22 protein-coding genes, 1 tRNA gene and 2 pseudogenes are annotated in these 20955 nt (G+C 57.9%); 15 read left to right on the plus strand and 10 right to left on the minus strand.

Translation table 11 applies throughout. The annotated features are described in order from the left end of the window. Positions 1-185 precede the first annotated feature (185 nt). Positions 186-1544, plus strand: a complete 1359-nt coding sequence (locus tag AC3IUE_RS11935; protein WP_489267583.1) for an MFS transporter — start codon at positions 186-188, stop codon at positions 1542-1544. On the opposite strand, the gene AC3IUE_RS11940 is transcribed toward AC3IUE_RS11935, so the two are convergent. Continuing rightward, complete coding sequence (locus tag AC3IUE_RS11940) at positions 1537-2322, minus strand: alpha/beta fold hydrolase (protein WP_489267585.1); 786 nt, start codon at positions 2320-2322, stop codon at positions 1537-1539. The two genes, AC3IUE_RS11935 and AC3IUE_RS11940, sit on opposite strands and share 8 nt — an antisense overlap. Before the next feature lie 90 nt (positions 2323-2412). Here AC3IUE_RS11940 and AC3IUE_RS11945 point away from each other — a divergent pair, with 90 nt between their 5' ends. Further along, positions 2413-3384 (plus strand): XdhC family protein, encoded by a 972-nt coding sequence (locus AC3IUE_RS11945; protein WP_489267587.1) that lies wholly within the window; start codon positions 2413-2415, stop codon positions 3382-3384. Between the two features lie 189 nt (positions 3385-3573). Beyond that, positions 3574-4428, plus strand: coding sequence for a helix-turn-helix transcriptional regulator (locus AC3IUE_RS11950; protein ID WP_130206882.1), 855 nt, complete (start codon positions 3574-3576; stop codon positions 4426-4428). A 104-nt stretch (positions 4429-4532) separates the two neighbouring features. Here AC3IUE_RS11950 and AC3IUE_RS11955 read toward each other — a convergent pair whose 3' ends face one another. From AC3IUE_RS11955 to AC3IUE_RS11980, 6 genes and pseudogenes are all read right to left on the minus strand, one after another. Next, positions 4533-4829, minus strand: a complete 297-nt coding sequence (locus AC3IUE_RS11955; RefSeq protein ID WP_489267590.1) for a DUF6388 family protein — start codon at positions 4827-4829, stop codon at positions 4533-4535. A gap of 69 nt (positions 4830-4898) precedes the next feature. Continuing rightward, positions 4899-5642 carry an SPOR domain-containing protein gene (locus tag AC3IUE_RS11960; protein ID WP_489268803.1) on the minus strand — a complete coding sequence of 248 codons (744 nt, stop codon included), beginning with the start codon at positions 5640-5642 and terminating at the stop codon, positions 4899-4901. Between the two features lie 407 nt (positions 5643-6049). After that, positions 6050-6415 carry an alginate export family protein gene (locus tag AC3IUE_RS11965; RefSeq protein ID WP_489267591.1) on the minus strand — a complete coding sequence of 122 codons (366 nt, stop codon included), beginning with the start codon at positions 6413-6415 and terminating at the stop codon, positions 6050-6052. Next, positions 6376-6579: an alginate export family protein gene (locus AC3IUE_RS11970; protein WP_489268805.1), complete on the minus strand. Its 204-nt coding sequence runs from the start codon at positions 6577-6579 to the stop codon at positions 6376-6378. Before AC3IUE_RS11970 ends, AC3IUE_RS11965 begins: the two co-directional genes overlap by 40 nt. Before the next feature lie 53 nt (positions 6580-6632). Beyond that, a pseudogene (locus tag AC3IUE_RS11975) lies at positions 6633-6824 on the minus strand (integrase); the annotation flags it as partial. Positions 6825-6921: 97 nt separating this feature from the next. Then, a complete protein-coding gene (locus AC3IUE_RS11980; RefSeq protein ID WP_489267593.1) occupies positions 6922-7122 on the minus strand; it encodes a hypothetical protein in 201 nt (66 codons plus the stop codon). A 47-nt stretch (positions 7123-7169) separates the two neighbouring features. On the opposite strand from AC3IUE_RS11980, the gene AC3IUE_RS11985 reads away from it, so the two are divergent. The 10 genes and pseudogenes from AC3IUE_RS11985 (at position 7170) to AC3IUE_RS12030 (ending at position 16040) form a co-directional block, all read left to right on the plus strand. Further along, positions 7170-7514 carry an oxidoreductase gene (locus AC3IUE_RS11985; RefSeq protein WP_489267595.1) on the plus strand — a complete coding sequence of 115 codons (345 nt, stop codon included), beginning with the start codon at positions 7170-7172 and terminating at the stop codon, positions 7512-7514. 285 nt (positions 7515-7799) lie between these two features. After that, positions 7800-7874, plus strand: a tRNA-Gln gene (locus AC3IUE_RS11990). A gap of 36 nt (positions 7875-7910) precedes the next feature. Further along, a pseudogene (locus AC3IUE_RS11995) lies at positions 7911-8060 on the plus strand (LysR family transcriptional regulator); the annotation flags it as partial. Between the two features lie 301 nt (positions 8061-8361). Then, a complete protein-coding gene (locus tag AC3IUE_RS12000; RefSeq protein ID WP_056744523.1) occupies positions 8362-8577 on the plus strand; it encodes a hypothetical protein in 216 nt (71 codons plus the stop codon). Positions 8578-8825: 248 nt separating this feature from the next. Next, entirely contained in the window at positions 8826-9167 is a 342-nt protein-coding gene (locus tag AC3IUE_RS12005; RefSeq protein ID WP_489267597.1) for a hypothetical protein, read from the plus strand. Between the two features lie 99 nt (positions 9168-9266). Beyond that, positions 9267-10523, plus strand: coding sequence for a TolC family protein (locus tag AC3IUE_RS12010; RefSeq protein WP_489267599.1), 1257 nt, complete (start codon positions 9267-9269; stop codon positions 10521-10523). Next, positions 10520-12004, plus strand: a complete 1485-nt coding sequence (locus AC3IUE_RS12015) for an efflux RND transporter periplasmic adaptor subunit (RefSeq protein WP_489267601.1) — start codon at positions 10520-10522, stop codon at positions 12002-12004. The genes AC3IUE_RS12010 and AC3IUE_RS12015 overlap by 4 nt, the downstream gene beginning before the upstream one ends. Then, entirely contained in the window at positions 12001-15159 is a 3159-nt protein-coding gene (locus AC3IUE_RS12020) for an efflux RND transporter permease subunit (RefSeq protein ID WP_489267603.1), read from the plus strand. The genes AC3IUE_RS12015 and AC3IUE_RS12020 overlap by 4 nt, the downstream gene beginning before the upstream one ends. Further along, on the plus strand, positions 15156-15506 hold the full coding sequence (locus AC3IUE_RS12025; protein WP_489267605.1) for a copper-binding protein: 351 nt from the start codon (positions 15156-15158) through the stop codon (positions 15504-15506). Before AC3IUE_RS12020 ends, AC3IUE_RS12025 begins: the two co-directional genes overlap by 4 nt. A gap of 156 nt (positions 15507-15662) precedes the next feature. Next, the gene (locus tag AC3IUE_RS12030; protein WP_489267607.1) at positions 15663-16040 is read left to right on the plus strand and encodes a hypothetical protein; all 378 of its coding nucleotides are present in this window, start codon (positions 15663-15665) and stop codon (positions 16038-16040) included. Between the two features lie 185 nt (positions 16041-16225). Here AC3IUE_RS12030 and AC3IUE_RS12035 read toward each other — a convergent pair whose 3' ends face one another. Together AC3IUE_RS12035 and AC3IUE_RS12040 are read right to left on the minus strand one after the other, a co-directional pair. Continuing rightward, the gene (locus AC3IUE_RS12035) at positions 16226-16738 is read right to left on the minus strand and encodes a P-loop NTPase family protein (protein WP_489267609.1); all 513 of its coding nucleotides are present in this window, start codon (positions 16736-16738) and stop codon (positions 16226-16228) included. A gap of 103 nt (positions 16739-16841) precedes the next feature. After that, a complete protein-coding gene (locus AC3IUE_RS12040) occupies positions 16842-17660 on the minus strand; it encodes a helix-turn-helix domain-containing protein (protein WP_489267611.1) in 819 nt (272 codons plus the stop codon). Between the two features lie 158 nt (positions 17661-17818). Between AC3IUE_RS12040 and AC3IUE_RS12045 the strand changes: the two genes are divergently transcribed. Together AC3IUE_RS12045 and AC3IUE_RS12050 are read left to right on the plus strand one after the other, a co-directional pair. After that, positions 17819-19216, plus strand: coding sequence for an NAD(P)/FAD-dependent oxidoreductase (locus AC3IUE_RS12045; protein ID WP_489267613.1), 1398 nt, complete (start codon positions 17819-17821; stop codon positions 19214-19216). 18 nt (positions 19217-19234) lie between these two features. After that, complete coding sequence (locus AC3IUE_RS12050; protein WP_489267614.1) at positions 19235-19627, plus strand: cupin domain-containing protein; 393 nt, start codon at positions 19235-19237, stop codon at positions 19625-19627. Here AC3IUE_RS12050 and AC3IUE_RS12055 read toward each other — a convergent pair. Continuing rightward, positions 19605-20888 (minus strand): nucleotide disphospho-sugar-binding domain-containing protein, encoded by a 1284-nt coding sequence (locus AC3IUE_RS12055; RefSeq protein WP_489267616.1) that lies wholly within the window; start codon positions 20886-20888, stop codon positions 19605-19607. The genes AC3IUE_RS12050 and AC3IUE_RS12055 overlap by 23 nt on opposite strands. Positions 20889-20955 lie beyond the last annotated feature (67 nt).

Here is a 20955-nt window from a genome sequence, read left to right on the forward strand (position 1 = left end):
ACGCGTACCGGCGAGCAGGCCTGGGAGTATGTCGGTAACGGCGTGCGCCTCTACGGAGCAGGGCCTGCCGCCCCTTCAATGCAACTGATAGGGCACATCAAAATATCAACGCTGGCCTGCTGATTAGCCGCAACCCGCGCACCGGGATGCAGAACGTTTCGATTCATCGCTTGTGTGAGGCAATCATGACCACGACGACAACAATAACAACAACTGCACCACCAACCTGCGCCACTACCGATACACCGCAGATTCCACCGGGCAAGGCCTTGCTCGCGGCATTTGCCTCGACATTCGGCTGGGCGCTGGATTTGTTTGACCTGTTCATTCTGCTCTACGTGGCACCGATCATCGGCCGCATGTTCTTCCCCTCGGACACCCCGACACTCTCGCTGGCCGCCGTGTATGCTTCGTTCGCCGTGGCCTTGCTGGTGCGTCCGCTGGGCTCGGCGATCTTCGGCGCGTATGCCGATAAACACGGCCGCAAGCGTGCGTTGATGGTGTCGATGGTCGGCGTCGGTATTTCTACGGCACTGTTTGGCGCGTTGCCGACCATTCACCAGGTCGGGGTGTTGGCCCCGATACTGTTTTTGGTATTGCGGGTGATTCAGGGCGTTTTCGTTGGCGGCATCGTCGCCTCCACTCACACCATCGGCACCGAATCCATCTCGCCGCGCTATCGCGGGTTGATGTCCGGGTTGATCGGTGGGGCTGGCGCCGGCATGGGCGCGCTGTTGGCGTCAGTCACTTATCTGGTGTTGTCGGAGATTTTTCCAGGGGAAGAATTTGACGTCTGGGGCTGGCGCTTCATGTTCTTCTGCGGCCTGCTCAGCACGTTTTTCGGTCTGGTGATGTTCCGTTACCTGGAAGAAACCCCGGTCTGGCAGCAACTGCAACAAGCCCGCAAAACCAAGGGGCCGGCAATAGTGGTCGTGTCGCCGCTCAAGCGTTTGTTTGGTCGCGAGTACCGCGGCGTGATGATGGTCAATCTGCTGATTACGTTCGGAGGCGGTGCCACGTATTACCTGGCCTGCGGTTATCTGCCAACATTGCTCAACGTGGTCGCTAAAGTGCCTCATACGCAGACTTCGCAGATGCTCATGTACGGGTCGGTGGCAACAATTGTCGGAGCACTGGCCTTCGGTTACCTGAGTGACCTGATCGGTCGCAAGAAGACCTTCATGCTGCTGGGTGTGATCAACCTGGTGAGCCTGCCCATGATGTTCCTTGGTGTCGCCGAACCGGGTTCGCTGACCCGCACTGCGCTGTATTGCGTGGGCATAGGCTTCATGGGCGGGGCAATCATCGCGCCGATTCTGATCTTCCTCAATGAACGCTTTGCCACCGAGCTGCGAGCCAGCGGCACCGGGTTGTCCTGGAACATCGGTTTCGCCCTCGGCGGAACCATGCCGACCTTTGTGTCCCTGGTCAGCAGCAGCCCGGCGCAGATCCCCATGGTGCTGGCGATTTTCGCCGCCGGTCTGTCGGTGATCTACCTGATCGGTAGCGTGGTGATTCCGGAAACCCAAGGCAATTTCAAATAAAGGCGGGGAGGCGCTCCAGGAATTCGCAGATTAGCTGCAAGGTCCGCTCGGTCGCTTCGGTCTGGGGAAAGTGCCGGCAGTTATCCAGCAACACACAACGGCACGGCCCAGACACCTGTCGCTGGATGACCACCAGTTGCTCGGGCGTGGCGTAGTGGTCTTCGCGACCCTGAATGACCAGCAGCGGCTTTTCGATATAAGCCAACTGCGCTTCGAGATCGTCCAAGGAAAAGTCCGGGTGCAACCAGCTGTCGCTCCAGCCGTGAAAAGCACCATCGACATTCGTCCCATGGTGGCGTGCCAGGCGTTCGCGCAATTCGCCCTGATGCCAAACCTCGGTGGTATGGCGAATGCCATCGAGGCTCTCAGTCTCGACAATCACGTGAGGCGCCAGAGCAATGCTGCCCAACACGTGTGGATCGTTGGCGGCGGCATAGGCGAGGACGATGGATGCACCGTCACTGTGACCGAGCAAGACCACTTGCGGCAGTTGCAAGGCATCGAGCAATTGCCGCAGTTCACGAGGGCCGTCGCTGCTCAGGTAGTTCAGCGGACGCGGCAGGGTTACCGGGCTCGATTGTCCATAACCCTGACGGCTGTAAGTGACCACACCGTAACCGCTGGCCTGGGCCAGGCGCAGGGGGAAGTCTTTCCATTGGTCGGCGCTGCCGAGGCCTTCGTGCAACAGCACAAGCGTCGGTCGCGACGGGTCAGCCGGAGGCAGTTGGCGATATTCCAGGCGCAGCGGCCCAAGTTGCAAAAATTGTTGTGGCGACATGTTGAATCAACGATTGAACAAGATTGCTCCAAGGTTACCGTAAACGTAACCCTGCATGCAGCACCACGCTTTGCTTGAGGTACAGAAAACATGCGTCATCTTGATGTTCAGGTGATCGACCAGGCACTGCAATGGGCTCGCGCCGGGCAGGCCCAGTGGCTGTGCACAGTGCTCTCCACCTATGGCTCGGCGCCGCGTGCGCCGGGTGCGATGCTGGTGACCAATGGCACGGGCGACCACGTCGGCTCGCTGTCGGGTGGCTGCGTCGAAGAGGAGTTTCTCGACAGCCTGGCGCGCGGTGAATTACGCGAACCGGCGCAGATCGTCAGTTATGGCGACAACGTCGAGCAACGCCACCGTCTACGATTGCCCTGTGGCGGTGTGCTAATCGTGCTGGTCGAGCACCGCGCTGCCAGTCTCGAATGGACCGTGCACCTGGAGAGTCTGCAAGCGGCGTTACTCGGTCAGCGCCGTCTGCTGCGTCATGTCGAGCTGAGCAGCGGTGCCTTGCGCCTGGACCCAGACACCGGACACGGCAGCGAGCGGGTGCAAGTCGTCGACGAGACGGTGCGCATCAGCGTTGGCCCGGCGTTGCGACTGATTCTGGCCGGGCTGTCGCCGGTCGCGGAAGTCTGCGCCAGTTTCGCCCGCGCCATCGGCTGCGAAGTCATCGCCTGCGACCCCCGGGAAGAGATGCTGCATATCCAGCTCGAAGGCGTGGAGATGCAACGCGTGCTGCCCTCGATGTTCATCGCCGCCGGTGGTTGCCATGCGGCGACCGCGGTGGTGGCGCTGACTCACGATCCGCGAATCGATGATTTGGCGCTGATGGAAGCGGTGCACACTCCGGCGTTTTACATCGGCGCCATGGGGTCTCAGGCAACCTCGGCCAAACGCGCCGAGCGGCTCAAACGCATCGGTGGTCTGACGGATGAACAGATTGCCCGTTTGCACATGCCCATCGGCCTCGATCTGGGCAGCAAGGCCCCGGCGGAAATCGCTCTGGCGGTGGTGGCCGATATCCTGCGCGTTTATCACGGGAAAGAACGCGATGCCTTGTAAGGCGGTTTATCCGATGAGCGTGGGGGCTGCGAAAGTCGAGGTAGACCCTCAATCCTTCGCGCGCGATAGTAGCCAGCCACGTGTTGCTGAACCATTGAGTGACCGCCGGGGTCCAGAAACACATAGACGCCGCGATAATCCTGCATTGTGGCCGAAAACAATATCGCTTCTAGCGAGCGGAGGAATCTGATGTCGATTGCCCAACGGGTTTTCCACGGCAGGTTTGGCCGGGTCGCCTTGCTGAATATGGATCGTTCGCTGGTCACCCACACCCATTCCGAATGCCATGTGCTGGTCAAAGTGTCTGGCGAAGACACTTACTTCAACGTCAACGGTCGGCGGGTTCCGCTCAGCGATCGCACGGCGGTGCTGGTCAACGCCTGGGAGCCGCATTTCTACGATCCGCAGCCGGGTGCCGGTGCCACCGTAATCCTGGCGCTCTACATCGAGCCCGCCTGGCTGGCCACTGCCCAGCAGTCGCTGGCGCTCAGCGGTCGGCCGGACTTTTTTGCCCAGTCGTGCATCGAGCTGTCGAGTCGTAATCGCACCTTGGCCGACATCCTGGTCGCCGAAGCGCATGGCTGCGGGATCGTGCCGAAAGAGCGCATGGAATTCATGCTGTTCGACTTCCTGATCGAACTGATCGAGGACTTTTCCAGCTGGCGGCATTTGTCGCTACTGGGTGCGCCGAACTCAGCTGAGTTCCGGGACGCGCGCGTGCGCCGTGGCACCGCCTGGTTGCTTGAGCACCTCGATGATCCGAACCCGATCGACAATGCCGCGCGGGCTTGTGGTCTGTCTCGGGCGCACTTCTTTGCACTGTTCAAGAAAGATACCGGCATGACGCCGACCCTGTTGCTTAACGACGCGCGCATGCGCCGGGCTTTTGCCTGGCTGGAGCGAGAGCGCAGTGGGACGTTGGGCCTGTTGTCGGAGAACCTCGGGTTCTCCGAGCAAGGTCATTTCACACGGTTTTTCCGTCAGCACATCGGAGCTTCTCCCAGCCAATATCGGCGTGTAGTGGATTGTTATGCGGCGGTTTGAACCGAGAGGAGGGCGGGGGGTATTGGGCAACCCTCCCGCCTATGAAGTTAGTCTTTCATCTTGAAACTGGCGGCTTGTATAGGCTACGAAAGTTGTAGGGTCTACTAATCGTCCAGAAAGTCATAAATCTCTTTCATGCGTTCTTCGCGCATCAACTCAAGCTCTTCCTTAGTGTCGGCCACCCACTGAAGAATGAAGTCCCAGCAATCGCAGTCTTGAGCGTCTGCGTCTGCTTCTGCTTCAAATGCTTCTTGCAGAAATTTCAGGCGATACTCTTCTGGCGAAAGCCCGCAGTTTTCAGCGAGGCTGTAGTTCGGCTCGCTGAGTTCAAGTTGGATCCATAAGTTGGCGGCCAGGAATTTCTTCAGGGCGAGTTCGGCCCTAAGTTCTTTTGCGATCATGAATGCGCTCTTGTGTCATAAGTAAGTAGCCGTTTGTTCGAGGTCGGCCCAGTGCTAAATCGGGCTATGTCAATTTCCCGCCATCATCCATCCTCTAACGCCATGACTTTCACTCAACTCTTTCACGACTCGAGCCGCGTCCTGCTTCTGTTTATACGGGCCGATGACGACAAAGTTGTTTTCTTTACGCGCTACCGGCAACTCCAGCTGCTTAATGGCTTTTGTGGCGCGATGACGGTTGGGTGTGTTCAACGCTATTTCGATCACCCACAAGCCGGATGAAGGCGTGGCTGAAGCGGGTTTTGCAGTGTGGGAAATGAAGCCGCCGCACGTCAAACACGGGCGTTCCAGCGTGATTGTCGAGCCTGGCACGGTGCGAAAGACGTGCCATTGCGGATCAATGGTTTTTTTGCGGGCGAATACGGCCAAGAGCAGGCCGGTAAAAGTGATCAGACCGCTGAGAATAATCGTCCATTTGTGTGCCTGTGCGGGCAATGAAGGCAGCGTAAGTACTGGAGTTTCGTCTGGCTTTTCGACCAAAAACTGTACGGCGTCAGCCTCCGTTGAATCGGGTATGTGGGATCCGTTTTTCGCAAGGGGCGTTAGCCCGTCGGAGTGTTTTGTACTGAGCTCTGTCACAACTTTATTAGCGGTGTCATCGATGAGCTGTTCAAACTTTGTCACTTTTTGCTGGATGTATGAATTGTCGACGTTATTTTGACAAATTGGTCCTGTAGACATGTAGGTCCATAGGAGTGCTGATAGTTGCCCCAAAACGCCAGTTACCAGGAAGCCCAAGCCAAGCTTTTGCACAGCGGCCATCTCCAAATCAAGTGAATAGTTATTTGTCCCATTTCTTTCTGATAAACAGGGTTCTATTGTTGATCCTGGGATGGTCTAAATTCTTGAGCGCGTCAGTGTGCCCAAGAGCCAAAACTAGTTGGCTGCTTTTTGTTGTTTGAAAGAACATCGGGCATGCACTTTATAGGCTGTAGGTTGACGAAAAAGGCTCAGGTGATCGAAAAAAAACCGTATCAGATGGATTTTAGGGTGATGCATTAAAACACTTGTATTCAAGGTGAATATCGAGGCCAAAGCACCTTGCTGTCGGAAAGTCTCGACGATTCACCGATATCAATCTGGTGCGCGCAGTCAACGTCTTTGTCGACGTCAAACTTAATGAATTGTCGAGCAGCGTTGCTGCCGGATGTTCTTGACGCCTAAAAGCGAAACGTAGAGCGCAGCACCAGTATTTGCGAGTTGCCGCCGCCGGCGCTTTTGATCGCCGAACCGATGTCGTAGAGCAAATAGTCGAGATCAACGGAAACGTTAGCGGTCGGCGTCCAATTGGCGTTGGCCTGATACAGGGTGCCCAAGCGTTTTCCATTGCTGGTGGTTGTTCCGGGGGCTGTGGTCATGCCTGGCAAATAGACGCCGTCATCGTTGCTTTCTCGCCAGGCAGCAAATATGCCCGGTTCGAAACGGAACTTGTTGAAGGGAGAGAACCTGAGTGTCGGGCCTACCAGAATGATGTTCGACAACGTTGTCAGGCTGGCCTGACCGTAGAAGGCGTTCTTGGGAAACATTGGATCGAAAGTACCGGCACTCTGATCGCCTCCTTATCACCGCTCGCGGCATCGACACGCAAACCCATACGCGCTTTCCAGGGGCCCGCAAAGGTATAACCGCTGTCGCTGGAAACCGCCCAGGCGTCGATGTCGGCGCTGGCCATATGGCCCATCTGCTTCATCAGATCCCAGCTCCAGTCAAATTTATTCCATGTGCCGAACAACCGCGTGCCCCTTCTACCTTTGTCCAGTGGTCCTTGGTCTGCGCCTGTTTTTGCTTCAGGCGATCGGGCTTGCGATGCACCAGGTATGGTGAGGCGACATTGTCGCGGCACCGGCTGATGACCGCTTGCAACTCTGGCGTCACCCGAAAGCGAATCCATGCCGCGTCACTGGCCTTGGACGTCTTCTTCTGCACCACGTAAAGCCGTTTCCAATAAAAGGCCTGAACCGGTAACGATCAGTGGGCTTTTTATGGGCGATGGGGTTAATCCGATTTGACCTTCCGTTGTTTCCTATAGGTTTTACTTCGTCGCCATCAGTTCGTCGAGCCGCGACAGGAACAGCTTAAGAATCGACGAGGTGTTCGACTTGCTGTAGACCACCGCTATATCGATCGTCGGTGCGTCGCCTTCCAGCGGACGGCTGACGACAGACCACGGCAGCCGGTTCTTGGCATAGGCGAGCATCAGCGCAAGCCCGCGGGTGGAGGCGACCAGGGACATGGCCGAGCGCAGCAAGCTGCGGGTGAAGAACTTCTTCGCCGACCTCGATGCCCGCCTGGCCCAAACGCACTGATGCTTATGGTGGGAGTCTGGAAAATCGCGTCCGTTTTTCTCTCGAAATACTGGAAGCGATGATCTCGGTGTGGGGCCCTGGCCGGGTAGGTATCTGCGTCTCGCCAAGCGGGCAGGAGGGGAATATCTCGGACAGTAACCCTGAAGCGACTTTTGGCTATTTCGCCGCGCGGCTCAATGAGTATGAACTGGCTTACCTGCACATCATCGAGCCGCGCATCAAAGGCACGGAGGAACACGTGGCAGCCACCACGCTGCGTAAGACCTTCCGCGGACCGATCATCGAAAATGACTATCTCGATTTTCCATTCGCAACCTGATGGTTGACATGCTGGGGCTGGAACTGTCACCGGCCACCTTCGTGGTACTGCTGAAAAACTCAAAAGCTCCGGAGAGGATTGGATCTAACCTGGATCAACAGTAAGTGGCTGTTTTGTAGCTAATTTTTTGTTTTTGATCTTCCCAGATGAAGCGAAAGTTGATAAATTCCCGCGCATCTTACAGAGGCCCTTACAGGGCTTATAGCGTAAGGACGCAGCATCTCGATGTTGCTCGCAAGCTGCAAAATCAGAAAGAGAGTGCTGGGCACTCGTAGCAACAGATACAGGGGCGTCGCCAAGCGGTAAGGCAGCAGGTTTTGATCCTGCCATGCGTTGGTTCGAATCCAGCCGCCCCTGCCATTTTCCTTATACTCATTCAGGTATAACTCCGCCGGCATGCTCGAAAGCATGCCCGGATGCACCACGGTCAACGTCTGGCCGTTGTCGGAACCCTTCCGCTATTTTCTCACCTGGCTAGTATGGCGCAGAGGTTCTGTGTCGCAGAGCCTGACCGTGAACCGCCCACTCTCGAGCGACCGCGCCATCATTCGTCTCGCGAGCGTTTGCAAACGGGACCCTGTAACTTTCGACTTTGCCATTTCGGGTGAAGCGCCAGTCGTTCGCAGTCCCGGCGACAGAGTTGAGGACAATGCAGTCGAAACGGCGATTCAATGATGATAAATTTCGAGTCGTTAGCAAGATGCATGGGCGAGAAGGGCGCGCCTAATCCTGGGCTCGGACGACGGCAACAGCTTCACCGAGCCTCAGAGCGACACTTGTTCCGGTGGGCGATGTATTCGCACTAACAATTGAAAGACAGAGCTATGCCCTGCAGAAGGGTTACTGAATGCCGAAGAAAAAGCCAGAAAGTAAAGTAGCAGCGACGGCTACTGCTAATGAAATTGAGCACGCCATCCAAGCCCTGAACAGAATGGCTGAACGCCTCTGGGGAGATGGTCGAGAGATCGAGGCGAAAGCCCTCCTTGACGCCTTGGATGCTTTAAACAGGGCACTGGACCGGATCAGGATTGGCGAAAGCCGCAGGGTTGTGACTCTTCATTGAAGACTGCCATGGACGCATTGAAAGGCCTAAAGCAGCCAGAATGTGTATGAGGCAGCAATACCGGCACTTGTTTGGCGTTGTAACCCCGGAAAAATCGGCGTTCGGTGCTTGTATGAGTTCCGGTTTTTATCCGTAACACTGGCTTAATCAAGCGATGGTGAGATCACGCTTCTTCAGCGTCTTTCAGTAGATAGCTAAAGACATTGTTCGAATGTTAACCGCTGTTTTCAAAGACTACACTCCAGCCCATGAAACGCTATCTGCGGTTTTGCATCATCTTCATGATTAGCCTGGCGCTTCCCCTCAGCGGGATGGCGGGCGTTCAGGCACCGACAGAACCTTGCCCAATGAAGACAATGGGCATGGCGATGATGGACGACATGGGGATGGACTGCTGCACCGACATGAAAAGTCCTTCCGAGCACGGCAAACCTTGTAAGCCGGGCCAGGAATGCAAGACAGGCGGCATGCTGCAAGTCTCGATCTTCAAGCCTCCTGTAACCGTATTCAGCCCCGTTGTGATTTCCTTCTTCAGCGATTCCCTACCCGTACAGACCCCGTCCGGGGTATGGCGACCGCCTCGCGTTTGATTCCTGTCCCACATTGAGCCTCATTCCGCATTAGCGGGATGGACTAGCTGCGCGCGTGTCTTTTGCCGCGCGCAGTGGATGATCACAGGAATCGTAAACATGAACTCCAAGTGCTATTGCACAGGTTGGTCCCTCGCGGCCGGTCTGGCGGCAAGCGTATTGGCATTGCCGAGCCTTGCTGCCGCGTTGACACTCGATGAAGCGTTGCGGCTGGCCGAAAACAATGCACCGTCGCTGACCGCACAAGACGCCAAAATTCAGGCTGCCAGCAGCGAGGCTATTCCAGCCGGTGAGCTACCTGACCCCAAACTGCTGCTAGGTGTGCAGAACTACCCCATTGGCGGTCCGGACCGCTGGAGCATCGACCAGGACTTCATGACCATGCAAATGGTTGGAGTCAGGCAAGAAATGCCCAATAGCGACAAGCGCAAAGCGCGCGTCGAGGTCGCCGATGCGGCCATTGATCGCGCCGCTGCGGAGCATCGAGTCGAACGTCTGAAGGTACGCCAGTCCACGGCGTTGGCCTGGATCAGTAGCTACTCGGTTGAGCGCAAAGATGCGCTGTTCCAGGACTTCTACAAAGAAAACCGCCTGCTGAGCGATACCGTCCGGGCCCAGATTGCCGGTGGCCGCGCTCAACCCGCCGATGCAGTGACGCCCAAGCAAGAAGCGGCTCAACTGGCGGAGCAACAGGACGATCTGATTCTCCAGAGAGCGCAGGCCCGAGCGGCCCTCAAACGCTGGATTGGCTCCGCCGCCAACGACAAGCCTGCGGGCAGCTTGCCTGAATGGCCCGTCGATCCCTCAAACTACTCTCATAAACTGCAACACCATCCCGAGTTGGCAGCGTTTGCACCGATGACCCGCGAAGCGCAAGCCAAGGTTCGTGAAGCCGTGTCGGAGAAGCAGTCGGACTGGAGCTGGGAACTGGATTACCAGCGCCGTGGCCGTGAGTTTGGCGATATGGTCAGCGTGCAATTTTCCTGGGACCTGCCGCTGTTTCCTGACTCTCGCCAAAACCCCAAAATCGCAGCCAAACAGGCTGAACTCAGCCAGCTTGAGGCCGAGCGCGAAGCCCTGTCACGCGAGCACACCCAGCAACTGGAAAACGAACTGGCTGACTATGAGCGCCTGAATCGTGCCGTGCGCCGCAACCAGGAAAGCCTGTTGCCGCTGGCCAAGGAAAAGGTCGAGCTCAGCATGGCCAGTTATCGTTCCGGCAAAGGCATTTTAAGCGCCGTTGTTGCCGCCCGACGTGAACTCATCGAGGCCCGCCTCAAACAGATCGACGTGGAAGAGCAGCGAGCGCTGACCAGTGCGCGTCTGTATTTTGCTTATGGGGAGTCCAGCCAATGATCCTTAGAAAATGGAACTGGGCATTACTGGTAGGTATCTCGCTGAGTTTGGGTGTTGCCGGTGGCTACTGGTTCGCTCACCAGCGCATGAGCGGAGTACCAGGTACCGCCCCGGAACAGAGCCACAATTCACCGGATGAACGCAAGGCCCTGTATTGGTACGACCCCATGTACCCGCAGCAAAAGTTCGATAAGCCGGGTAAGTCGCCCTTCATGGACATGCAACTTATCCCCCAGTACGCCAGCGGCACAGGGGATCGTGCGAGCGTCAGTATCGATCCGAGCCTGACCCAGAATCTCGGTCTGCGTTTTGCGACTGTCACTCGTGGGATTTTTGAGTCGAGCCTCGATGTGACAGGTGCCTTGACGTTCAACGAACGTGATGTCGCTGTGATTCAGGCACGCACCACTGGCTTTGTGGAGCGGGTCTATGCCCATGCTCCCGGCGATGTACTCAAAGCCAACGCGGCGTTGGCAGATATCCTGGTGCCTGAGTGGGCCGCTGCCCAGACAGAGTTTCTTGCACTGAAGCGCAACGGGGATGCTGACCTGTTGGCTGCGGCTCGCCAGCGACTACGACTCACAGGGATGCCGGCAACACTGATTACTCAGGTAGAGCGTGGCGGTAAGGTTCAGCCCTACCTGACGCTCACCAGCCCCATTGCCGGTGTGCTGCAAGAATTGAATGTACGTGCGGGCATGACCGTGGCGACTGGCGATACGTTGGCGCGCGTCAATGGCTTGAGCAGTGTCTGGCTAGCCGTGGCCGTTCCAGAATCGGATGCCGGATCGATCACCGTGGGGCAGGCGGTCGAAGCGCGTCTGCCAGCCTTCCCAGGGACAACGCTCAATGGCAAGGTCAGCGCGATTTTGCCCGAGACCAATCCGGACAGCCGCACCCTTCGTGTGCGGGTGGAACTACCCAATCCGGACGGGCGCCTCAGGCCGGGTTTGACCGCGCAGGTACGCCTGAACCGCTCGACCGGGCAAAGTGTGTTGTGGGTGCCGAGCGAAGCCGTCATTCGCACGGGCCGACGTGCTCTGGTGATGCTCGCCGAAGACGCCGGCCGCTACCGTCCCGTGGCGGTACAACCCGGGCAGGAAAGCGACGGCAAGACGGCGATAGTGAAAGGTCTGGAAGAAGGCCAGAAGGTGGTTACCTCTGGCCAGTTCCTGCTCGACTCGGAGGCCAGTCTTAAGGGCATCGTCGCAAGCTCGGAGGAAGAGTCACCACCCAGCGCAGCAGCCTCCAGCTTTCATGAAGCGGATGGGCAGATCGTTGAGATCAACCACAAAGAAGTCACGCTCGCCCATGGTCCTTTCAAGACGCTGGGCATGCCGGGTATGACGATGACGTTCCCACTCGCCAACCCGGCGCTGATGCAGGGCTTCAAAACGGGTGACAAGGTTCGGGTTGCGGTGAGTCAGACCGACGATGGCCTGCGTGTTGAGCGCCTGGAAAAATCGGGGAGCCAGCCATGATCGCTGCCCTGATTCGTTGGTCAGTGGCCAACCGATTCCTGGTGCTACTGGCGACGCTGTTTGTCACGGCTTGGGGCATTTGGTCGGTGCAGAGCACGCCCATCGATGCACTGCCAGATCTCTCGGATGTTCAGGTGATCATCCGCACCCCTTTTCCGGGACAAGCACCGCAGATTGTCGAGAACCAGGTGACCTATCCGTTGGCCACCACCATGCTCTCGGTGCCGGGTGCCAAGACGGTGCGTGGCTATTCCTTCTTCGGTGACAGCTTCGTTTACGTGCTGTTCGAAGACGGCACTGACTTGTACTGGGCTCGCTCGCGGGTGTTGGAGTATCTGAGCCAAATACAAAGTCGGTTGCCGGCCAGCGCCAAGCCGGCGTTGGGACCAGACGCGACGGGCGTGGGCTGGATCTTCCAATACGCGCTGGTGGATCGCAGTGGCGGGCACGATCTGGCGCAGCTACGCGCACTTCAGGACTGGTTCCTCAAGTTCGAACTCAAGACCCTGCCCAACGTTGCAGAAGTGGCCACCGTGGGTGGCATGGTCAAGCAGTACCAGGTGCAGCTTGATCCGCTCAAACTGGCCAGCCTCGGTATCACTCAGGCTGAGGTGACCGAAGCCATCGGCAAGGCCAACCAGGAAACCGGTGGCGCGGTGCTGGAGATGGCAGAGACCGAGTTTATCGTGCGTGCTTCCGGTTACCTGAAGACGCTCAATGACTTCCGTGCGATCCCGCTCAAGCTGGCTTCGGGAGGAGTGCCGGTGACCCTTGGCGATGTAGCCACGATTCAGTTGGGACCGGAAATGCGGCGTGGCATTACTGAACTCGACGGCGAAGGCGAGACCGTCGGCGGCGTGGTGATATTGCGCAGCGGCAAGAATGCTCGCGAGACCATTGCGGCGGTCAAAACCAAACTCGACGAACTGAAAAGCAGTCTGCCGGCCGGGGTGGAAATCGTCACCACCTACGACCGTAGCAAGCTGATCGACCGCGCGGTGGCAAATCTCAGCCACAAGCTAATCGAAGAGTTCATCGTCGTCGCGTTGGTGTGTGGGATCTTTCTTTGGCACCTGCGCTCATCCCTGGTGGCGATCATTTCGCTGCCGGTGGGGGTGCTGATTGCCTTCATCGTCATGCGCTATCAGGGCATCAACGCCAACATCATGTCCTTGGGCGGGATAGCCATCGCCATCGGCGCCATGGTCGATGCCGCCGTGGTGATGATCGAGAACGCGCACAAGAAGATTGAGGCCTGGCACGCGGCCAATCCGGGGGAAGAACTGAAGGGTGAGCGTCATTGGCATGTAATGACCGAAGCGGCGGCAGAGGTAGGCCCGGCGCTGTTCTTCTGTTTGTTGATCATCACTCTGTCGTTCATTCCGGTGTTCACCCTGGAAGCTCAAGAGGGGCGGTTGTTTGGCCCGTTGGCTTTCACCAAAACCTACGCCATGGCCGCAGCGGCGGGATTGTCAGTGACCTTGGTGCCCGTGCTGATGGGCTACTGGATTCGTGGACGAATTCCCAGTGAACATCAGAACCCGTTGAACCGGTGGTTGATTCGGATCTATCAGCCAGCCCTGGACGCAGTCTTGCGTCGACCAAAGATCACGCTGCTGGTGGCGCTGTTGGTTTTTGTCAGTGCGCTATGGCCAATGTCTCGCTTGGGTGGCGAGTTTCTCCCCCCGTTAGACGAGGGCGACCTGCTCTATATGCCTTCAGCTCTGCCGGGATTGTCGGCGCAGAAAGCGGCACAACTGCTGCAACAGACCGACCGTCTGATCAAGACCGTGCCTGAAGTCGAACACGTCTTCGGTAAAGCGGGGCGCGCTGAAACCGCCACCGACCCGGCACCGCTGGAGATGTTCGAAACCACGATCCAGTTCAAACCACATGAACAATGGCGTCCTGGCATGACCCAGGAAAAGTTGGTGGAAGAACTGGATCGAGTGGTACGAGTCCCTGGGCTGACGAATATCTGGATACCACCGATTCGCAACCGTATCGACATGCTTGCCACGGGGATCAAGAGTCCCATCGGAGTGAAAGTTGCCGGCACCAACCTGACGGAGATCGATGCCGCGACTCAGGCGGTTGAGCGAGTGGCCAAGGACGTGCCCGGCGTCAGTTCGGCTCTGGCCGAGCGTCTGACCGGTGGTCGCTATATCGATGTGGATATCGACCGCAAAGCCGCCGCCCGCTACGGGCTGAATATCGCCGATGTGCAGTCCATCGTGGCCGGCGCTATCGGCGGTGAAAATGTCGGTGAGACCATTGAAGGGCTCGCACGCTTCCCGATCAACGTGCGTTACCCACGGGAGTGGCGTGACTCGCTCGGTGCCTTGGAGCAATTGCCGATCTATACCCCGCTAGGTAGCCAGATCACCCTCGGCACAGTGGCGAAGGTCAACGTCACGGACGGTCCACCGATGCTCAAGAGCGAGAATGCACGACCCTCCGGTTGGGTGTACATCGATGTGCGGGGGAGGGACATTGCGTCGGTGGTCGCTGATCTACGACGGGTCGTCAATGAGCAGGTCAAGTTGCAGCCCGGCATGAGCCTGAGTTACTCAGGGCAGTTCGAGTTTCTCGAAAGGGCCAACGCACGACTCAAACTGGTGGTGCCAGCCACGCTGTTGATCATCTTCGTGCTGCTCTACCTGACTTTTGCCCGCTTCGATGAGGCCCTGCTGATCATGGCCACGCTGCCATTCGCCCTTACTGGCGGGGCATGGTTCCTCTATCTGTTGGGATTCAATTTGTCAGTCGCCACCGGGGTCGGTTTTATCGCCTTGGCCGGTGTTTCCGCCGAGTTTGGCGTGATCATGCTGCTCTACCTGAAGAACGCCTGGGCCGAACGTGAAGACCTCGGCGACAGCACTGAGCGCGGTCTGGTTGCGGCGATTCGTGAAGGCGCCGTGCAGCGTGTTCGACCTAAGGCCATGACCGTGGCCGTCATCATTGCTGGCTTGTTACCCATCTTGCTGGGCAGCGGGACCGGCAGCGAAGTGATGAGCCGAATTGCTGCCCCCATGGTCGGCGGCATGGTCACGGCACCTTTGCTTTCCCTGTTTGTCATTCCGGCGGCCTATCGCCTGATGCGTCGCCGCCACCTCTCAGTTGAACCCATCAACCCTCAAGGAAAAGTCGTATGAAACTGACCCTGATTGCAGTTGCCAGCACCGTAGTAGCGTTGTCTTTTTCTGCCCTGGCAGAGGACATGCCGGGCATGAAAATGGACGGAATGGAGGGCATGCAGATGAAGCAGGAAACAACGCAGGCTCCAGTCGCCACCGCCGACGGAACGATCAAGGCTATCGATACTGTGAAGCATACGGTGACCATCTCTCACGGCGCTGTTCCAGCTGTGCAATGGCCGCCGATGACCATGGCCTTTTCTGTGACGGACGATCAGCTGACAGGGCTGAAGGCTGGAGACCGAGTGTCGTTTTCATTTCGAGTCGAGGGTGGCAGAGCGGCGATTGTTTCAATAAAAAAGTGAATTAGCGGTGGTGGAAGTGACCGGCGCACCATGTCGCGCCGGTCGTTACCAGTGCATACCCAGATGCATTTTTTCTCAGTTTTCTGGCTCGCCTTGTTTCACCATGGCGCGCCATTCCTGGACGCTTGATCGCTCGTTCATTCTGGCATGCCATGCATGATGTGTTTGTCCAGCTTCATGGCTGCGGAATACCAGGACCTGCCCGAGGAGGTGTCATGGTGGGCCGTTTCCAGCCTGACCGAAGGGGTGATAGCAGTACGTCACAACGCCCTTCCGACGGTTGGACTTTTCCTCGAGTTGGATGGCGAAATCCATGGCCTCTCGGTAGTTGAAACGGTAGGCCCAGGTCTTGCCAGTGTATCGCTCGACGACCTGGAAGATACCGAGCTTCATGGTCACCACCTGGAAGCGAACACCGCGGCGCGACTTCAGTCGATTAGTGCGCCGGAAGAAATCGATGCATGCTGCGTTGGAGTGGACGAGCAGGGCGCCGAGCTCATCGATGCGCTGCAGAAAGGATGGATGCATGTCTGATCCTCGAAGTGGGGAGCATGTATTCGTATGCACTCGTGCCGCTAGCTGCTTGTCTATGGATGCAGAGGTAGTTCTGACGGATAAAGGTAGTCGTAAAAAAGCCACATCGAAACTTGACTCGTCTTTGTGCGACACACGGACTTCTTCGCGACCCCGAGGGTTTTCTCTCGCAACCCTTGCTGGGCCTAGGGCAAACTATCGAGAAATGCGGAAATCTGCCGGCTACCGCGCAAGTGCACCGTAGAAATGTGCGGGCTTATGGCCAGGCGCACCGCCTCGATACCTGGGCGATAGCCACGATCGAAACTCCACACGAAGTTCAGAAAGGTCAGGAACGCCCGGTCGAGCTCCTCTGTACAGCCTGCGGCAAGGTCAGGGCGAGGGCGGTTCATTACGCTGCGCATGATCACCCGGGTGAAACAGGTGAGCCGCGGCGTATCGAGCCAGATGATCAGGTCGGTACGGGGCAGGCGAAGGTCGAAGGTTCGCCGCGCATAGTTGCCTTCACAAATCCAGGCATCCGGTGCGATCGCTTCGCCGACCCGTGCGCGGAACTGCTCAGCGTCGGGTTCGACCCAGCCGGGCTCCCAGAACAGCGTGTCCAGGTGCACCACGGGCAGACTCAGGCGCTTGCCGAGGGCGCGGGCGAATGTAGATTTGCCGCTACCGGCATTGCCCAGAATTACAATCCGTTGCATGGGGACTTCCTGTCGCAAAAAAAGCCGCCGATTGTGCAGGTTTTGGATGGACAGTTAAAGGCTTTTGGATGGGGCGACCGCACCACTCCAGAAGGTGTAAACCTTACTCAGGACGAGACAGTTGCTGCAAATAGGCCTTCGGCGAACACCCTGTTTTTTGCTTGAAGCAACGGTAGAACGTGGACAGCGAGTTAAAGCCTGAGGCGCTGGCAATCTCGTCAATGCGCGAGGCGTGGCGTTGCGTATTCAAACGTGAAAGGGCTTCATCCAGGCGCAGTTGATTGAGGAGCGTATAAAACGTTTGTCCCCGAACCTGATTGAGAAAGAACGAGATCTGGTTGCGTGTGTAGCCAGTCGATGCCGCGACATGAGACAGGTCCAGCCGCGGATCGAGGTAGGGCTTGGTCTGTTCGAAGTACTGCTGCAAATCATTGGCAAGCGCCCCGACCTGGCGGGCTGATAATCCCAAGCGACTGACCGCCTCAGCGCTATAGGCCGGGCGGGTTAACGTTGGGGCTTGGCTGACCAGCATCGCGTGTTCGTTGACTTTAATGATCAACCCGTCCCGTACCGTCAGCGCTTCAACAGTGCGGAATGAAACAAGACCCTCGCTGCCATTGAGCGTCACCCGGTACTGCAGGAACGCGGTGTCGCCATCGATGCGCAAGCGATCGGTGTAAATCTGAAACTCTTCTGATCCCATCGGCATGCTTGCCGCGAGATAGTCGCGCAATTGCGAGTACTCGATGGTCCGGTTCTGGAAAAAATCGTTGTACTCGATGGTCGGGTGATAGAGCGCCATCACCGCGTCCAGGTCGCGCCGCTTCCACGCCTCGTGATAATGCACCGCAACTTCATGAGTCTGCGTGCTCGAAGGATCCGCCAGGAAGGTTGGGGTGGTGGGTAAATCAGGTACTTCCACGACGAACTCCAGGGTGCAGATCAGGGCAAAGCCCAGAGTATTCCAGAAGCCGTACTTTTCCGCCCGTGTCCGCTGCGATGTTTGCCTGCCCGTTGTGCCTGTGAAAGCGTCGGTTATTGCTTTAGCGTCAGCCCAAGAATTTTACGGAGCATGAGCGCATGACACTTCACATCGCGAACCAGTCCCTGGCGGACGCTCGACCTTATCCGGTCTGGCAGGAAACACGAACGTCAGTGACCGCCGCGCCGAGGCTCACGGGTGAAGTGACGTGTGATATTGCGATTGTGGGCGGCGGATTTGTCGGGCTATGGACGGCGTTGATGGCGCGTCAGCGCTGGCCTGAAGCAACCATCGTTGTGCTTGAAGCCGGGCAGTGCGGTGGCGAGGCGAGTGGGCGCAATGGCGGGTTCTGTGCGCCGAGTATTTCCCACGGTGTTTCCAATGCGCTGAAGCGTTGGCCCAAGGAAGCAGAGCAACTGGTGCGACTGGGCAGGGAAAACCTGGTGGCATTTGAGGAAGATCTGCAGCGCTATGGCATGGACGTAGCGTTTGAGCGCTCCGGAAAATTGAATGTCGCGAGTCAGCCCTGGCAGGTTGAAGGGCTAAGGTCGATGCAGCGTAACTACGAGCGCTTTGGCATCGCCTGCGAATTTCTGGATGGCGCGGCGCTCAAGTCACACCTCGACTCGCCGGCCTATGTTGCGGGCGTTTTCGAGCCCAATTATGCGTTGCTGAACCCGGTGAAGATGGTCGCGGAACTGCGGCGCGTGTGCCTTGCGCAAGGTGTGCAGCTGTTCGAGCATTCGCCGGTGATCGCACTGCATCAAGATGGCAATCATCAGGTACTGGAAACCGGACTGGGCTCTGTCAAAGCGGTCAAGGTCGCACTCGGCACCAACATTGCGCCGCCGTTGCTGGGGGAGTTGAAGTCCAAGGTCATTCCCATTTATGACTACGCATTAGCGACTCAGCCGCTCGACGATGCTCAGCTGCGCGCCATCGGTTGGGTCGGCCGCTACGGGATTGCCGACAGTGGCAATCAGTTTCATTACCTGCGCAAAACCGAAGACAACCGCATCCTCTGGGGTGGTTACGACGCCATCTATCACTTCGGGAGCCGGCGCGATGAGGCGTTGACGCAACGTCCGGAAAGCTTCGCGACACTCGCCCGGCAATTCAAATCGGCTTTTCCGGTATTGGCGGACGTCATGTTCAGCCATGCCTGGGGCGGCATCATCGATACCTCCGCGCGCACCACCATGTTCTGCGGCACCTCGTCGGGCGGCCGCATTGCCTACGCCCAGGGCTTCACGGGGCAGGGCGTGTCCGCCAGTCGTTTCGCGGCACTGACCCTGCTTGATTTGCTCGAGGGCAAATCTACCGAGCGCACGAAACTGGCAATGACCTCGACAGCACCTTTTCCGTTTCCCCCCGAGCCCCTGCGTTATGTGAGCGTCTCGCTGGCGCAGCGTTCACTGGCCCGCGAAGACCTTACCGGGCACCGCGACTGGCTGCTCAAAGGGTTTGATGCGCTGGGTATCGGTTTTGATTCTTGAACTGGAGTGAGAATGACCATGAGTAAACCTGATCACATCATCGATTTTGCCAACCCCGATTTGCCCGTGGTCGAGTTGGAAACCAGCGATCCCGAAGTGGTCGACGCCCCGTATCGCAGCCGTAGCTGGCGGCACTTTGTGGCGCCGGAGAAAAAAGCGGTCGGTGGCATCTGGGAAGCGCCGGAGCACCTCGAGCGATGTGAATGCGACTACGACGAACTCTGTCATTTACTCGAAGGACACGTTCGTCTGACCGACAGCAATGGTGTCAGCCAGGAGTTCAAGGCCGGCGCCACGTTTGTGGTCGCCGCGGGCTTCAAAGGCACCTGGGAAAACCTGACGCCGGTGCGCAAGGTGTTCATGATCCTCAGGGGTGGCGTCGAAACCGCTAGGCGTCAGGCAACGACATGATCGCTCGCGCCGCAATGTCAGTGCCGCGAGTCGCCTGCATATTTTTGCTGAACGCTTCGAGGCGCTGTTTCATCGACTGATCGGCCAGCAGTTGTTCGAGTGCGCCGGGTAGCGCGGACAGCGGATCGGCAAAACGCGGCAAGTAACGGCCGACGCCGACTTCCTCGGCGCGTACGGCGTTGTCGTGACCATCCCAGCAGTAAGGAATGATCAGTGACGGCAAGCCGAAGTACAGCGCTTCGCAGAAGCTGTTGTTGCCACCGTGGTGGATGAACAGCTGGCACTCCTTGAGTACGGCCGGCTGTGGAAACCAGCTGTCCAGATACACGTTGTCCGGGACGGTGGTGTACATGTCCCGATAGGCGCCAACGTTGATGAGAAAGCGATAGGGCAGGGTTTCGATGGTCCCGATCAGGCGTTTCATCATGTCGGTGTCGGCGGCACCGAGGCTGCCGAAGCTGATGTAGATCAGTGGCGCGTCGTTGTGCCGTGGGAAGTCGGGAACGATGTAAGGCGCCTCGCGGCGTACGCAACCGTCGAGGTACACATAGCGCTGCGGGTCCAGCGGCAACTGGCGTTCATAACGCACCGGCGTCGGCGACAGCAACAGGTTGAGCCACGGTGAATCGTTGAGGAACTGACCGGGTGGGCAGGGCGCTGTGCCGTTGCTCGCGAGAAACTGCGAAAAGCGTTCATGGGCCGGCGCGACGGCTTTCTGGTAATGCTCGGTAAAACGTTCGCGGGCATCTACGTCGTCCGCCAGGCAGCCCGACAAATACGGCGGCACGGCGGCATCCGGCAGTTCGGTTTCAGCGCAGGAAACCATCCGCACCCACGGGCATCCCGCGTTGGCGATGGCGGGGAACATGACCACGTTGTCGAGGACGATGACGTCCGGTTTAAGGCGCCCGAGCAACTGTTGCAGTGGTTTTTCCGCTTCTATCGCGGTGTCGATAATGGCTTCCCAGGCCGGCGCCACATAACTGTCGATCTGTGCCAGCGGAGTCTGGTCGAAGTAGGGAATGTTGCGCTCGATAAACCGTTCCCAGTAATGCTGGTGTTCCGCTGCCGACAACGGACTGGCTTGTGGAATCGGGTACTCGTCGAAGCCGTATTCGGCGAAGAGTCCCTGAAAATGTTCGTGGCAGATAAAGACCGGTTTTGCTCCCAGCTCACGCAGCGATTGGGCGATACCAATGCAGTTCAAGGCCGCGCCGAAACTGGCTTCCGGAAACAAGGCGATAAGTTTTTGAGTGTGCATGGCGAGGACGTCCAAGGCGGGTACAGCCCGCCGTGCCTGAAGATGACTGGATCCTGTCTTATTTTAT

The sequence above is a fragment of the Pseudomonas sp. GL_093 genome (genome assembly GCF_057837605.1).

Excerpts from the sequence above, each read along its gene's own strand:
- AC3IUE_RS11935 (WP_489267583.1), top strand. The coding sequence starts at position 186 with ATGACCACGACGACAACAATAACAACAACTGCACCACCAACCTGCGCC.
- AC3IUE_RS11940 (WP_489267585.1), bottom strand. The coding sequence starts at position 2,322 with ATGTCGCCACAACAATTTTTGCAACTTGGGCCGCTGCGCCTGGAATAT.
- AC3IUE_RS11945 (WP_489267587.1), top strand. The coding sequence starts at position 2,413 with ATGCGTCATCTTGATGTTCAGGTGATCGACCAGGCACTGCAATGGGCT.
- AC3IUE_RS11950 (WP_130206882.1), top strand. The coding sequence starts at position 3,574 with ATGTCGATTGCCCAACGGGTTTTCCACGGCAGGTTTGGCCGGGTCGCC.
- AC3IUE_RS11955 (WP_489267590.1), bottom strand. The coding sequence starts at position 4,829 with ATGATCGCAAAAGAACTTAGGGCCGAACTCGCCCTGAAGAAATTCCTG.
- AC3IUE_RS11965 (WP_489267591.1), bottom strand. The coding sequence starts at position 6,415 with ATGTTTCCCAAGAACGCCTTCTACGGTCAGGCCAGCCTGACAACGTTG.
- AC3IUE_RS11970 (WP_489268805.1), bottom strand. The coding sequence starts at position 6,579 with ATGAAGCAGATGGGCCATATGGCCAGCGCCGACATCGACGCCTGGGCG.
- AC3IUE_RS11980 (WP_489267593.1), bottom strand. The coding sequence starts at position 7,122 with ATGTCCCTGGTCGCCTCCACCCGCGGGCTTGCGCTGATGCTCGCCTAT.
- AC3IUE_RS11985 (WP_489267595.1), top strand. The coding sequence starts at position 7,170 with ATGCCCGCCTGGCCCAAACGCACTGATGCTTATGGTGGGAGTCTGGAA.
- AC3IUE_RS12000 (WP_056744523.1), top strand. The coding sequence starts at position 8,362 with ATGCCGAAGAAAAAGCCAGAAAGTAAAGTAGCAGCGACGGCTACTGCT.
- AC3IUE_RS12005 (WP_489267597.1), top strand. The coding sequence starts at position 8,826 with ATGAAACGCTATCTGCGGTTTTGCATCATCTTCATGATTAGCCTGGCG.
- AC3IUE_RS12010 (WP_489267599.1), top strand. The coding sequence starts at position 9,267 with ATGAACTCCAAGTGCTATTGCACAGGTTGGTCCCTCGCGGCCGGTCTG.
- AC3IUE_RS12015 (WP_489267601.1), top strand. The coding sequence starts at position 10,520 with ATGATCCTTAGAAAATGGAACTGGGCATTACTGGTAGGTATCTCGCTG.
- AC3IUE_RS12020 (WP_489267603.1), top strand. The coding sequence starts at position 12,001 with ATGATCGCTGCCCTGATTCGTTGGTCAGTGGCCAACCGATTCCTGGTG.
- AC3IUE_RS12025 (WP_489267605.1), top strand. The coding sequence starts at position 15,156 with ATGAAACTGACCCTGATTGCAGTTGCCAGCACCGTAGTAGCGTTGTCT.
- AC3IUE_RS12030 (WP_489267607.1), top strand. The coding sequence starts at position 15,663 with ATGATGTGTTTGTCCAGCTTCATGGCTGCGGAATACCAGGACCTGCCC.
- AC3IUE_RS12035 (WP_489267609.1), bottom strand. The coding sequence starts at position 16,738 with ATGCAACGGATTGTAATTCTGGGCAATGCCGGTAGCGGCAAATCTACA.
- AC3IUE_RS12045 (WP_489267613.1), top strand. The coding sequence starts at position 17,819 with ATGACACTTCACATCGCGAACCAGTCCCTGGCGGACGCTCGACCTTAT.
- AC3IUE_RS12050 (WP_489267614.1), top strand. The coding sequence starts at position 19,235 with ATGAGTAAACCTGATCACATCATCGATTTTGCCAACCCCGATTTGCCC.
- AC3IUE_RS12055 (WP_489267616.1), bottom strand. The coding sequence starts at position 20,888 with ATGCACACTCAAAAACTTATCGCCTTGTTTCCGGAAGCCAGTTTCGGC.